Genomic DNA, 13,234 nt, shown 5'->3' with positions numbered 1-13,234 from the left:
TCGCTGTAAACACATCCGTGTGCGCTCAGGCGCGTCATCCGTGACGCGCATGCTTTTCGTTGACCTGCCCGTTACCACAGGCTAATCAGCTTGAGCTTTTACACAATCAGCTCAGGATCTTATTCTCTGCCAGACTCAGGGCAAAGTAACTGAAGATTAAATCGGCTCCGGCGCGCTTGATTGAGCCCAGCGTTTCCAGTGCCACGCGGGTTTCATCAATTGCACCGGCCTGTGCGGCCAGCTTGATCATCGCATATTCGCCGCTCACCTGATAGGCAGCCAGCGGCAGGTTTGAACGCTCACGCACATCACGCAGAATATCCAGGTAAGCACCGGCCGGTTTTACCATCAGCATATCAGCACCTTCCTGCTCATCAATCAGTGATTCACGGATGGCTTCACGGCGGTTCATCGGGTCCATCTGATAGGTTTTGCGATCACCTTTCAGGCAGGAACCAGCGGCATCACGGAACGGGCCGTAAAGGGCAGAGGCAAATTTGGTGGAGTAGGAGACAATCCCGGTCTGATGGAACCCGGCGGCATCCAGAGCCAGACGGATCGCCCGTACCTGGCCGTCCTGAGCAGCAGAAGGAGCAATAAAATCAGCACCCGCCTGCGCGGCAATCACTGCCTGCAACCCGAGGTTATGCAGTGTTTCGTCATTATCCACCACGCCGTCATGGACGACGCCGCAGTGCCCGTGGCTGGTGTATTCACAGAAACAGGTGTCGGACATCACGACCATTTCAGGTACCGTCTCTTTACAGATACGGGACATCCGGGCAACCAGCCCGTCTTCCGCCCAGGCATCACTGCCGGTCGCATCCAGATGGTGAGACACGCCGAACGTCATAACGGATTTGATACCGGCTTTGGCGATCCGTTCGATTTCATAAGCAAGACGCTTTTCCGGAATGCGCATAACGCCCGGCATACTGTCGATGGCTTTATAGTCATCGGCACCTTCCTCGACAAAAATCGGTAACGCGAGATCATTGAGGCTTAATGAGGTTTCCCGGAACAGATCACGCATCTGCGGGGTCTGACGAATTCTTCTGAGACGCTGGATGTCATGTTGCATAACGACAGTTGCTCCTTATTTCATAAAAAATAATGCGGTCAGTATAAACCTTTCGGTGCAGGATGGGGTACAGCGCAGAAAAAAATAAGGCTCCGCAGAGGGAGCCTGAAACGATGTGCGTTTATCTTCAGAATATAATACGGGCGATTTTATTGAGCTCTGAGATAAAACGTCTGATATTTTTTATTGCAGGTAACATAATTGCGTTCTTGTTTATTGCGTTCTCACAATTCGATGACATAACTGTAGCACTTTGTTGATGAGAGTCAACCTTTGTCACAAATTAAATTTAACATTTCAACTAAATTTGATTTGGAACGATATGACTCAAAAATGCTGACCGGCTTTATCCGAATTCAGAGACGGTTCCGGTAGAATGCGACCACACAGAAGGACGCAGTGACATTATCTAACTCTTTTAAGAAACGGGCTAAAAATCGCATAATGAGTGTCCTTATATTGTTGTGATCAGTATCTCAAAATTGCCTCTTTTTGTGATAACAGTCAATATTTAAAATCCGAAAAAATGATTTTCAGTTAAAACATATACGAAACCGGGGTACCTGCCGCTATTAGTGGTGTTTTAACAACGCATTAACGGGATAAAACAGCATTTTATGGTATTTGTCAGCTATCCGTATTTATTCGCCGGATTTTTAGCAGCATAACAGGCAGTATGTGAGATAACGGAAATTAAAAATTGTCTACACTGTAAGTTAAAGACTAAAAAACAGGATAAACATGGATTCATTACTCTTCTGGGGTTTTGTGCTGGTGGCGCTCATTGTGGTGACGCCGTTTATTGCTGTTGCGGCGCTGCGGCGCACAACGCAGCTGAGAATGCAGGTCAGTATTCTGACAGAGGAAACGGAATCACTGCGCAGGGAGCTGGATGCACTGACCGGTGGTCAGCCGGTGGTAAATACTGACATTCAGTCTGCTGAGTTGTCTGACGTTGTCACGGTGATGCCGGAACCGGTTATATACGATGAACCGGAACCCGATCCTGAACCGGAGCCTGTTATTACACCATTACCGGCCGGTACTGCGGATACGGCGCGGAAAAGTCCGGCTGCCGGTATTATTGAATGGTTGCTTAATGGTAATCTCCCGGCTAAAACCGGTATTCTTCTGCTGTTTATCGGCCTCTCATATCTGCTGAAATTCAGTATCGAAAATAATATCCTGACACCGGAAGTCCGTCTGATTGGCTCGGCAATTTTGTCCGTGACGCTCTTTGTTGTCGGCTGGTGTGTCCGTCATAAAAACCGGCTGTACAGCCTGATAGTTCAGGGCGGCAGCCTCGGTGCGTTTTATATCACGATATTTGCCGCTTATAAGCTCTATCAGTTCCTGCCGCTGACGTTTGCACTGGCGCTGATGGTCATTATCTGTCTGGCGTCTGTTTTCTTTGCTGTGATACAAAACGCGGTCAGTCTGGCCGTTCTGGCGGTGATCGGCGGTTACGCGGCTCCGGTGCTGCTCTCCACCGGCAGTGGTAACTATATCGCGCTGTTCTCTTATTATCTGATGCTTTCCGTCTCGATTCTGGTGATGAACTACTGGCAGGGCTGGCGGGTTCTGAATATTGTCGGTTTCACCTTTACGTTTGTGGTCGGCGTACTTTGGGGCGTGGAAAATTACCGTCCGGAATTTTATCTGAGCTGCCAGATCTTTATTATTCTGAACCTGGTGATCTACGGGCTGATGACGCAGCAGTATGCCCGCCATCATGTCCTGACTGACAACGGACGAAAACAGCTGATGGTGGATTCGGTGCTGCTGTTCGCACCGCCGGTACTGGCGTTTTCACTGCAATATGCCATTACAGAACCATTTTATCTCGGTACGGCAATCTCGTCCCTTGCTTTCGGGCTGCTCTATCTGCTGCTGACGGTGGTCAGTCTGCGCCGTTTCCGGGCGGACGGGCAGCGTCTGTCTCTCGGGTTCCTGCTGCTCAGTATTGGTTTTATCTCGCTGGCGGTGCCGATGGCGCTGTCACCACAATGGACGTCGATGGCCTGGACGATTGAAGGGCTGGCGATCCTGTGGTTTGCCTGTCTGCAAAAACAGCGGATTGTCGGCTGGAGTGCCACCGGACTGGTGCTGCTCGGATTTGCCTCTCTGCTCTACAGCATGGACTTCATCTGGTGGTCAGAACAAACGACCTGGATGTATATCTTCCAGTGGGGCGGGCTGCTGGTTGCCGGGGCGCTTCATCATCATTTCCGCCTGATGCCGCGCAGCAAACTGATTTCCGGGCTGCTGATTATCCCGGCAATGATTACCTGGCTCTCCTGGCTGTGGATTCTGCCGTGGTTATCACCGGCGGGGGAATTACTGTCCGGTGAGGAGTATGTGCTGACCGGGCTTGTGATCTCCGTCTGGAGCTGGTTCTTCCTGGCCCGGAAAGTACAGTGGACTCAATTGTATTACTGCATCAGCGCGCTGTGGATAGTGAGTCTGCTGATGCTGTGCGGTTATATTTCTGCCGGGATACATCCGGCCGGGTCACTGTACGGCGGCTTTATCTGGCTGCTGGTCATCAGCACGATGATTGCATTGATCCGGCTGCTGCCGGAACAGGCACCACGGGTTGTCAGCAATCTGATGCACGGTGCAACACTCTGGACACTGATCGGCCTGCTGATCACTGAAGTCTTGTGGGCGGAAGCACAATTGCCGTGGGGCATGGAAGAGTGGGCTTACTTTATTGCGATGCTGGCAGTATCCGGCGTATTTTTCGTGCTGTATGCCATGCAGCGCCTGCGGTGGCCGCCGCTGGATAATCACGGTGCGCTGTACTGGCAAAGCGTGTATCCGCTGGCCGTTCTGCTGGGAATGGGATTATTTGCCGGAAATATGCAGGATGGTCAGTTATCACTCTGGCAATATGTCCCGCTGCTGAATCCGCTGGATGAAGCCGGATTGTTCGGTCTTGCCGCCCTGTGGTGTCTGCGTGATGCCGTGATGCGGACCACACCGAAAGTCCGTTCCCGGGCCGATGTGGTCCGCGTGCTTGGTATTATTACCGCCGGTCTGGCTGTCTGGTGGGCGAACGGGATTCTGATCCGTGCTCTGGCCTTTGCGGACGGAACAGCATGGACAACCGCGGCACTGTTACAGTCCCGTCTGATCCAGACCACACTGGCGATTGTCTGGGCACTGACGGCGGTGATCCTGATGACAACCGCCACCCGGCGGCATAAACGCCATTTGTGGGTCGCGGGTGCGGTTATCTTTGCTGTGGTGATCCTCAAACTCTTTGTGGTTGATATGAACCAGAGCAGCGGGCTTGCCAGAGCCGGTGCATTTATCGGGGTGGCACTTCTGATCCTGGTTGTAGGCTATTTCTCGCCGTTACCACCGAAGACGGGCACTGATATACAGAATAATAAGGAAAATAACGGATGATCACAGGTAAAAAGACAGCATTTCGCCGCAAATGGCATACCGGAACGGTGCTCCTGGCGGCGGTACTGGCATCAGTGACAATGCTTTCCCGTGCGGAAACCGGGGCTAAAACACTGAATGATTTTAACCAGGGGGCGGAGTTACAGCCGGGGACAGAGAATTCACCATTTTACCGGCTGACAGTACCGGATATGTCTGGCTGAACAGTGCATGGCCGGATCTGCGGGATATCCGTATCTTTGACAGCACCGGAACACCGGTGCCGATGTCACTGACGGCGGCAAAGCAGATAAAAGATGAAAGTGCGCGTATCCGCTTCGTTATTTATCCGTTGTCACAAAGCCGTGCGGAAGAGCAGGACGGCAACCGCAAAATCCGTCTGAAAGCGGATAACGGCACAGAACTGACCATCTACAATGATAATGCGGACAGCCTGGTGCGCCCGGCAACCGAAACCTATCTGCTGGTGCCGGATAATAAACAGCAGCTCCCGCTGCCGCTGCGCGAAATCACACTGAACTGGCCGCAGCAGACCGGGAATATGCAGGCCAGAGCGTCACTGTTCAGCAGCGATGACAAACAGAACTGGTCTCCGGTGATCCGCGATGTGCCGCTGATGGATCTGAAATCCGGCGATGACACACTGCTGGCACAGCAGATAAAAATCCCGGACTATATCCGCGGTGATGAAAGCAGGGCGAAATACTGGCTGCTTTCTGTGACCGGGGATAACAATCAGACACCACCGCAGATCACAACAGCGGAAGGAACGGGTTCGCGGACAGTGGAACGCCGGGAGGTTAACCGTTTCGGCTTTACGCCGAAAGCAGACACCTATGGCAGTATGATTTACAGTCTGCCGAATACGCAGAATCTCAGCCGCCTGGATTTTCATATCGATCAGGAAAATACGGTTCTGCCGGTGCGGATAGAATACCGGAGCGGTACAGCGGGAAACTGGCTGCCGCTGGATAACAAAGTGCTTTATTCACTGGTATCGGATGATACAGAAAACCGGAACAGCAGCATCCGGATGAATGACCTGCCGGTCCGTCAGGTGCGGCTGACTGCGATTAACAGCAGCTGGCGCGATAGTCCGCCTCAGGTTACCGGGGTGAAATACGCACAATATCTGACCTTTAACGCCCAGGGCTCTGCGCCGTATCTGCTGGTATGGGGGGCTCATGATGCCGGAGCGGCGTTTTTACCGCTGGCACAGTTGCTGCCGGGTAATTATCTGAATAATCAGGATGCGATTCCGCGGGTGGATGTATCAGAAAAGGTGGTTACGCTGGGCGGCGAAGCGAAGTTACTGCCGGCACCGGAAGCGGCACCGCCGTTTGCCTGGAAAACCTGGCTGTTGTGGGGGGTTCTGGTTGCAGGGGTGGCTGTACTCGGGATATTTGCTGTCCGTCTGCTGAAAGAAGTGAAACCGGATAAGCAATAACAGTACAGTATAAAAAAAGTCCGCACGTTGTATAACAAAATGGTATAACAGCGTGCGGACAGAAACGAAAATAAAAAAGAAAGGGTATTTAGTACAGGAACATTATCCTGACACAAACAACTCATCCTCTCTTTAGCGATTCGTTGCATTATTCCCGGACAGCATTAATTGCCAGGCCGGAAATTATTTCCGGTACTCTGTTTTAATCTGAGCAATGGTATCTTTAAATGTACCGGCCAGATGTTCATCATCAATTTCACTGATCTGGCGTTCCATATTGACGATAATACGGCCGGCATCCGCCTGACCCACCGCCTTCAGTAAATATGTCACCAGTGCCTTTAAGCAGGTCACTTCCGCAGCCAGTTTTTCAGTATCGTTTTCTGTTTTAAATGCGTTATTCATGGTTAACCTCAACCGTTATATTTATCGTTCCCGGATATTTCAGCCGCAAAGAATACCAGATCTGCCCGTCACTGCTCTACTTTCTTTTTTAGTTTCCTACTATGCTGATAAACAGGGTGTATTCATTATCCGCTGAAAAAGGCAAAATAATAAGATGAATATTATTGATATCAATGCCATAACCCGTGATTACCCGATGTTAAAGACACCGGGTCCGCAGGACAGCCATAAAGGAACCTTTGGTACACTCGGGATCACCGGCGGTGCGGAGGGAATGACCGGCGCGATAATTCTGGCCGGGTGTGCGGCACTGAAAACCGGTTGCGGTAAAGTGATCCTGGGATTTAACCAGCCGCAATTACCGGTACCGTTTATTGAAAATGCGCCTGAACTGATGCTGCGGACAGCCCGATCCCCGGCGGATGACCCGGCGGTAACCGCGCAGGTCACCGGCCCCGGCCTGGGGCAAAGTGCAGAGAGCCGCGCACTGGCGGAAGCTGCGTTTATACAGACAGGAAAACCACAGTTGCTGGATGCGGATGCACTGAATATTCTGGCGGTGACGCCGGGTATTGCGCTGGATGATCAGTGCGTGATCACCCCGCATCCTCAGGAAGCCGCCCGGCTGCTGCATACCACGGTGGCGGATATTCAGGCAGACCGCCCGGCCGCAGCACTGGCACTGGCGGCACAGTATCACTGCTGGGCCGTACTAAAAGGGCACCGCAGCCTGATTGCCTCACCGGAGGGCGTGTTGTGGTGTAATCACAGCGGTAACCGCGGGCTGGCTACCGCAGGCAGCGGGGATGTATTATCCGGCATTATCGGCAGTCTGCTGGCTCAGCGGTTGCCGGTACAGGAAGCCGTGTGCGGCGGGGTCTGGCTGCACGGCGCGGCAGCAGATGAATGTGTGGCTGCCGGTACCGGCCCGGTCGGATTAACCGCCCATGAAATTATTGATTACGTCAGACTGATCCGTAACCGCCTGATAACAAAAACACAGGGTAATAAGAGTTAACGGTATCAATCTCACAGATATTTTCCGCACTGTTCAGTATAGTAATGGCATATCGCATGACTTACCCGAGGAGGCAGTATGTATAATACAATTTTGGTTCCTATTGATATTTCAGAAGAAGAACTGACCAGCAAAGCTGTCCGCCACGCACTCTATCTGGCGAATGAAACAGGGGCTAAGCTGCATATTGTCCATGTCCTGCCTATTTCATCCGCGATTATTAATGCGTATGCGCTGGGTTATATGGAAATAAAAGATAAAGCGACCATCAAAGCGGAAGAAGATATTCATATGCTGATGGATTCTATTGATCTGCCGCCGGAACGTCTTGCTTATACCATTACATTCGGTTCCCCGCGTGATGAAATTATTCAGGCTGCGGAGGAAGTGAAAGCGGATATTATTGTTATCGGCTCCCGCCGTCCGAATATTTCCACCCATCTGCTGGGTTCCACCGCCGGTGGTGTTGTCCGTTATGCCCCGGTATCGGTGATGGTCGTCCGCTGAGTTCAGCGCGTCTCTGATATTTCTCCGGTGGCCTTCAGTGCCACCGGATATTTTCCTGTCTGTTTCTTCTGAAAAAACATGATGCCGGGCACGGTGGTTTCCGGTTTATTGCCTATACTTAAATCAAATATAACACGGGCTGACAATGAGGGATGGTATGTATAAAACGATATTAGTTCCTATTGATGTGACAGAAGATGTACTGACAAGCAATGCACTGAAACATGCGATTTATCTGGCGAAAATGTCACAGGCGAAACTGATGTTGTTTCACTCTGTGCCGGATATTTCTAAATTCTCGATAAGCTATAACTATCACTATGAATTACTGAATTCATTTGCCGAAAAAGCGGTCGCCCGTTCAAAAGAAGAGCTGAAAGCGATTGCAGAAAAAGTGGATTTACCGGCGGAACAGATCAGCTATTTTGTGGATTACGGCACCCCGAGAGATAAGGTGCTGGCAAAAGCAAAAGAAATTCATGCGGATTTAATTGTTGTCGGTTCGCGGCATCCCAGTATCTCAACGCATCTGCTGGGGTCAACTGCATCGGGGATTGTGGCACACGCACCGATTTCTGTACTGGTTGTCCGCTGAGTATCATGACAGGAACGGAAAGGTCCGTAAACACGGACCTTTTTTGCAGAAGACAGAATTACTGTTTTTCCATCGATGCTTTGAATTCTTTCAGTGCATCCAGACCTTGCTGACACGCCATGTCCTGAGTCTCTTCCGGCACGGATTTAATCTGTGTTTTCGCTGTTTCCAGCTGTTGTTTCATGGCATTGATCTGTGCTGTTGCATCAGCATCGCCTTTGGCTTCCTGTTCTGCAAGTTTGACCATCGCGTCAATCTCGGTGAAATATTCATCACAGACTTTGCTGGCGTTGGCAGCGAAAGCAGTAACAGAGAACAGGCATCCCAGGGAAATTAGTGTCAGCTTTTTCATTATAGACCTTATGTTGTAGGCAGGAACGGATATGAATAATTAATCAATATGCCCCGAAATATCATGGAATATATATAAGAATAAGATGAATCTCAGAATAACTACTTACTTTTTGCATAAGAATAACATGGCCGGGGATAACTGATCAGACAATGAACAATTTGTGCGGATGCAATTGAAACGCATTCTTATTTGTTGACAGGTTATGGACGTAACAATATTGTACCAATGAATACAAAAAAGATTACGGAGTAATTATGTCAGCAGTTAATTTTGTTCATATGGATACCACTGCATTTCCTGTGGTGATAATGCAGTCATTCCCGGAAAATATGGCACAGACAGAACAATGGGTGAAAGAGCTGGATGCACTGCTGGATAAGCAGACACCTTTTGCCTTAATTTATCCGCCGAAAACCGGTCCGGAAAAACCGGATACGCAGGAAGATATGGATGCACGGAAGTATGTCCGCCGCTGGCTGAAAACCGGAAAAGAGAAAATGGCGGCATATTGCAGCGTGATGATCCTGACCGCTAACCGGGAAACCGGTGATAAAGCACAACTGGAAAAATTCGCGCCGATGGCTGGTGCCGTTTACGGTGTACCGGTATTTGTGGCTGATGATATGGCTGCGGCGCAGGCAAAGGCGGCAGAAGTTACCGCCTGAAGGCAGATGTTAACAGTAACCGCTGTTCATTGGGGTGTTAATTTGTGGCGGAGGTAACAGGCGGTTATCTCCACGGATAACGGCAGCTGCTTTTCAATAAATTCCGCCGTTGGTTTCTTATGCTGATGACTGAAAACCGGCAGATAAAGGTCGGCTTTCAGCATTTCCAGAAAACGGGCGGCAACAGCCAGCAACGTTTCCTCAGACGCGGTAATTCCGGGCAGTGTTTTCAGCCCGGCAGCCAGTTGCTGTGCGGCGCGCAGCGGGCCTGCACAGTAAAATTGTTCACTGATTTGCGGGAAGCGCTGTGATTCCGCCAGAATCAGCTGATATAAGCCGAGTGACTGCGGGTGAACAATACTGTTCAGGTAACGTCTTCCGCTGGTGTATAACAGTGTTTCCGCATCGGTGGCTGTTTCCGGTTCTTCCTCTTCATTATCCTCAAAAATTCCGCTGATAAGATGTTCGATAACTGCCAGAAACAGCGCTTCTTTCCCGCCGAAAGAGGTATACAGTGTGGAACGTGAACCGCCGGATTGCTCAATAATCATATCCAGTGTCGTGCCTTCGTAACCATGAAGGATAAAAACATCCGCAGCGGCAGTAAGAATGGCATGACGGCGGCGCTGCCCTTTCGGGGTTAATGGTGACGGGGTTGGTGACATAACAGATACGGGCTCCGGTAACAGTGACAAGCTCTGATTTAACCACGCCGCGCCGGATTGCTCAATAGCCCGTTTCCCTGCCATACTGCAATTACGGTACAGTATGACGATTTATTATCAAACTATTGATCAAACCCAGTGAGTTGTTAATACAAAGAATTAGAATAGCGGGAAAGTCGGACCATCAACGGTTAACGGTAAAACTATGGGGCAGGGGAAAGAGGTGACACAGGATATGCAGCGGACCATCACCCGTTTGTGTATCGAATGCGGGCTGCTGCTGTTACAGCACGGCGCGGAAAGTATGCTGGTGGAAGAACTGGCGGGGCGGACAGGAAAAGCACTCGGGGCAGATCAGGTGGATTGCGCCATCTCGGCGAATGCCATTGTGCTCACCACGATCATTGACGGGCACTGCCTGACATCCACCCGTAAGGTGGTGGATCGCGGTATCAATATGCATATCGTGACAGAGGTGCAGCATGTGGTGATCCTCGCGGAGCACGGACATCTGGACTGCAAAGGGGTGCAGAAAAAATTCGCGCATATGAAACCGCTGCGCTACCCGCGCTGGGTAATGGTGCTGATGGTGGCACTGTCCTGCGCCTGTTTCTGCAAACTGAATAACGGCGGCTGGGACGGGGCGGTGATTACCTTTGCGGCCAGCGGTTGTGCCATGTATGTCCGTCAGGTGCTGACTGCACGGCATATGAACCCGCTGATTAACTTCTGTTTTACGGCGTTTGTTGCCACGATAGTGGCAGGAATGATGCTGAAAATCCCGCTGTTTTCGGCAACATCCGGTATTGCCATGGCCGCGAGTGTACTGCTGCTGGTTCCGGGGTTCCCGCTGATTAATGCGGTTGCGGATATGTTCAAAGGGCACGTTAACACCGGTCTTGCCCGCTGGGCGATGGCCAGTCTGCTTACCCTGGCGACCTGTATCGGTATCTTTACCGCGATTACACTCGGCAGCCTGAGGGACTGGATATGATGACGATATTATCCTTCCTGGCAGCACTGGCACAGGATATGCTGCTGGCGGCGATCCCCGCGGCCGGGTTTGCTATGGTATTCAATGTACCGAAACGGGCACTGAAATATTGTGCACTGCTGGGGGCAATCGGCCACGGCAGCCGGTTTATCCTGATTGCCGCCGGTTTTGATATTGTTTCCGCCACATTCTGGGCATCGGTTCTGGTCGGGATCATCGGTATTCAGTGGTCCCGCTGGTGGCTGGCACACCCGAAAGTTTTTACGGTGGCGGCCATTATTCCGATGTTTCCGGGAATTAATGCCTATATGGCGATGCTGGCGGTTATTAAACTGTCGCAGTCAGGTTTTACCCCTGAACTGCTGGAAATGCTGGTGAGTAATTTTCTGCGGGCGGCCTTTGTGGTCGGAGCTTTATCCATCGGGCTGTCAGTACCCGGTTTATGGCTTTACCGTAAGCGTCCGCGCGTTTAACTGATACGGGTCAGATTCAGAATAATGTCCATCACCGGTTTATCGGTCACACTTATCTGAATCTGCACCCGGTTATTGCTCTCCTGCACACGGACATCAACTTCTTCCTCATTATGGGCACAGGCGGTGCCGACTATCTCATCTATCATTTCATCAACCAGCGGATGCATGATTATTCTCCAAAATTATTATTGATGTCAGCAGAGTATAAAGTTTCGGATTAAAACCATTCTGTAAAAAAACGCCCTAAAAAGGCCTTATCCGGCGGATTGGCGGATAAATAAAAGATCTGAGGCGATAATTCCTGCACGGCGTGGCATAATTGTCCTCCCTGGTATTCTGTTGGCTTATGATTTATATGCATATTTTTCAATCATTTCGTATTTTATTATTTTTATTTTGTGTTATTACGTCTGCCGCTTATGCCGCAGCACCGGAACGGTTCGACGAGGCAAAAATAGTTGCCCGTGAGAAGGTCTATTACGACCAGAACCGTAATCCGCAGGGAGAGGGAACGCTCTATTGCGGCTGTCAGTGGGACTGGGCCGGAAAATCCGGCGGCCGGGTGGATCTCAGCAGTTGCGGCTATCGTGTGCGGGCACAGGTAACCCGTGCAGAGCGGATTGAGTGGGAGCATATCGTTCCGGCCTGGGTCTTCGGGCATCAGCGTCAGTGCTGGCAGAACGGCGGACGCAAAAACTGTATCAGTGAAGACCCGGTATTCCGTGCTATGGAAGCAGATCTTCACAATCTCGCCCCGTCGGTCGGTGAAGTTAACGGTGATCGCAGTAACTTCCGGTACGGCGTCGCCCGCGGTGCCGGTTCACAGAGTTACGGGCAGTGCACCAGCCGGGTGGATTTTAAACAGCGTGTTTTCGAACCGCGCGATGAAGTCAAAGGTGAGGTGGCGCGTGTCTGGTTTTATATGCATGACCGCTACGACCTGGCAATGTCAGAACAGCAGCAGAAATTACTGATGGTCTGGGACAGCGAATTTCCGCCGTCGGCGGCCGAGCGGGAACGGGATCGCCGTATCAGCGCGGTGACCGGGCAGTCAAACCCGTTTGTGACCGGTGAACGACGCTGGGAACAGGGGCATATCAACAGTGCTGACGGTATTTTTACCCGTCTGCCGTCTGCACCGGTAACACCGGTGAAAGTACCGCCGAAAGCAGAAAAAAAAGCGGCTGATCAGCGTATCCGCGGTAATCGTAACAGCAGGATTTACCACTTTCCGGATTGCCCCGGCTATAACCGGATCAGCAGTAAAAATATTGAAATGTTCCCGGATGCGGTATCCGCGCAGGCAGCAGGTTACAGCATGGCGAAAAACTGCAAAGCACGCTGATGTGCGGCGGATAACAGGGATGTGACAAAAATGTTAAATATCCGCAGATTTTAATTGCTGAAAAGAAAGTATTGTCATTATACTGTCACAAAGTCAGTTTAGTGTTCGCTTTAGTTTGTCATCTGAGGATAACGAATGCGACATACAGACGAACGACAGTACCGGCCGGTGATAAATACCCTGAACAACAGGGCGGATTTATCACCGGCTTTTTTTTATCTGAATGTTCACTCATGGCTTGAGGGGAGCCGCCGGTTGCTAACTCAC

General features: G+C 50.9%; 15 protein-coding genes. 10 read left to right on the top strand and 5 right to left on the bottom strand.

The features are described 5' to 3' along the window. Nucleotides 1-106 precede the first annotated feature (106 nt). A complete protein-coding gene (hemB, locus tag R5268_RS05455) occupies nt 107-1,081 on the bottom strand; it encodes a porphobilinogen synthase (RefSeq protein WP_046892269.1) in 975 nt (324 codons plus the stop codon). Between the two features lie 741 nt (nt 1,082-1,822). Between hemB and R5268_RS05450 the strand changes: the two genes are divergently transcribed. Genes R5268_RS05450 through R5268_RS05440 form a run of 3 tightly spaced genes read left to right on the top strand, consistent with a single transcriptional unit; the run spans nt 1,823 to nt 5,942 of the window. Beyond that, nucleotides 1,823-4,495, top strand: coding sequence for a DUF2339 domain-containing protein (locus R5268_RS05450; RefSeq protein ID WP_317418906.1), 2,673 nt, complete (start codon nt 1,823-1,825; stop codon nt 4,493-4,495). After that, entirely contained in the window at nt 4,492-4,698 is a 207-nt protein-coding gene (locus R5268_RS05445) for a hypothetical protein (protein ID WP_317418905.1), read from the top strand. Before R5268_RS05450 ends, R5268_RS05445 begins: the two co-directional genes overlap by 4 nt. Next, the gene (locus R5268_RS05440) at nt 4,662-5,942 is read left to right on the top strand and encodes a DUF3999 domain-containing protein (RefSeq protein WP_317418938.1); all 1,281 of its coding nucleotides are present in this window, start codon (nt 4,662-4,664) and stop codon (nt 5,940-5,942) included. Before R5268_RS05445 ends, R5268_RS05440 begins: the two co-directional genes overlap by 37 nt. 183 nt (nt 5,943-6,125) lie before the next feature. Here the strand turns inward: R5268_RS05440 and R5268_RS05435 are convergent, their stop codons facing one another. Then, complete coding sequence (locus tag R5268_RS05435) at nt 6,126-6,347, bottom strand: DUF2594 family protein (RefSeq protein ID WP_046892266.1); 222 nt, start codon at nt 6,345-6,347, stop codon at nt 6,126-6,128. A gap of 154 nt (nt 6,348-6,501) precedes the next feature. On the opposite strand from R5268_RS05435, the gene R5268_RS05430 reads away from it, so the two are divergent. From R5268_RS05430 to R5268_RS05420, 3 genes are all read left to right on the top strand, one after another. Next, nucleotides 6,502-7,365: an NAD(P)H-hydrate dehydratase gene (locus R5268_RS05430; protein ID WP_317418904.1), complete on the top strand. Its 864-nt coding sequence runs from the start codon at nt 6,502-6,504 to the stop codon at nt 7,363-7,365. A gap of 78 nt (nt 7,366-7,443) precedes the next feature. Then, nucleotides 7,444-7,872, top strand: coding sequence for a universal stress protein (locus R5268_RS05425; protein WP_046892264.1), 429 nt, complete (start codon nt 7,444-7,446; stop codon nt 7,870-7,872). Nucleotides 7,873-8,029: 157 nt separating this feature from the next. After that, on the top strand, nt 8,030-8,467 hold the full coding sequence (locus tag R5268_RS05420) for a universal stress protein (protein WP_052927453.1): 438 nt from the start codon (nt 8,030-8,032) through the stop codon (nt 8,465-8,467). Nucleotides 8,468-8,525: 58 nt separating this feature from the next. On the opposite strand, the gene R5268_RS05415 is transcribed toward R5268_RS05420, so the two are convergent. Beyond that, nucleotides 8,526-8,819, bottom strand: a complete 294-nt coding sequence (locus R5268_RS05415; protein WP_046892262.1) for a DUF5339 domain-containing protein — start codon at nt 8,817-8,819, stop codon at nt 8,526-8,528. A 257-nt stretch (nt 8,820-9,076) separates the two neighbouring features. Here R5268_RS05415 and R5268_RS05410 point away from each other — a divergent pair, with 257 nt between their 5' ends. Next, nucleotides 9,077-9,487, top strand: coding sequence for a hypothetical protein (locus R5268_RS05410; protein ID WP_218455487.1), 411 nt, complete (start codon nt 9,077-9,079; stop codon nt 9,485-9,487). Nucleotides 9,488-9,513: 26 nt separating this feature from the next. On the opposite strand, the gene R5268_RS05405 is transcribed toward R5268_RS05410, so the two are convergent. Then, nucleotides 9,514-10,152 carry a TetR/AcrR family transcriptional regulator gene (locus tag R5268_RS05405; protein ID WP_218455488.1) on the bottom strand — a complete coding sequence of 213 codons (639 nt, stop codon included), beginning with the start codon at nt 10,150-10,152 and terminating at the stop codon, nt 9,514-9,516. Nucleotides 10,153-10,357: 205 nt separating this feature from the next. On the opposite strand from R5268_RS05405, the gene R5268_RS05400 reads away from it, so the two are divergent. Further along, the gene (locus tag R5268_RS05400; protein WP_182107803.1) at nt 10,358-11,146 is read left to right on the top strand and encodes a threonine/serine exporter ThrE family protein; all 789 of its coding nucleotides are present in this window, start codon (nt 10,358-10,360) and stop codon (nt 11,144-11,146) included. Beyond that, nucleotides 11,146-11,619, top strand: a complete 474-nt coding sequence (locus tag R5268_RS05395) for a threonine/serine exporter (protein ID WP_247716798.1) — start codon at nt 11,146-11,148, stop codon at nt 11,617-11,619. The genes R5268_RS05400 and R5268_RS05395 overlap by 1 nt, the downstream gene beginning before the upstream one ends. Here the strand turns inward: R5268_RS05395 and R5268_RS05390 are convergent. Then, nucleotides 11,616-11,789: a hypothetical protein gene (locus tag R5268_RS05390; protein ID WP_166707674.1), complete on the bottom strand. Its 174-nt coding sequence runs from the start codon at nt 11,787-11,789 to the stop codon at nt 11,616-11,618. The genes R5268_RS05395 and R5268_RS05390 overlap by 4 nt on opposite strands. 179 nt (nt 11,790-11,968) lie before the next feature. On the opposite strand from R5268_RS05390, the gene R5268_RS05385 reads away from it, so the two are divergent. Next, the gene (locus R5268_RS05385) at nt 11,969-12,967 is read left to right on the top strand and encodes an endonuclease (protein ID WP_317418901.1); all 999 of its coding nucleotides are present in this window, start codon (nt 11,969-11,971) and stop codon (nt 12,965-12,967) included. Nucleotides 12,968-13,234 lie beyond the last annotated feature (267 nt).

Origin of the sequence: Morganella sp. BCCO 40_0007 (assembly GCF_032989665.1) — a bacterium.
GTDB lineage: Bacteria > Pseudomonadota > Gammaproteobacteria > Enterobacterales > Enterobacteriaceae > Morganella > Morganella sibonii.
Note: the sequence above shows the minus strand (reverse complement) of the source record. Positions and strands in the feature narration are given on the sequence as shown.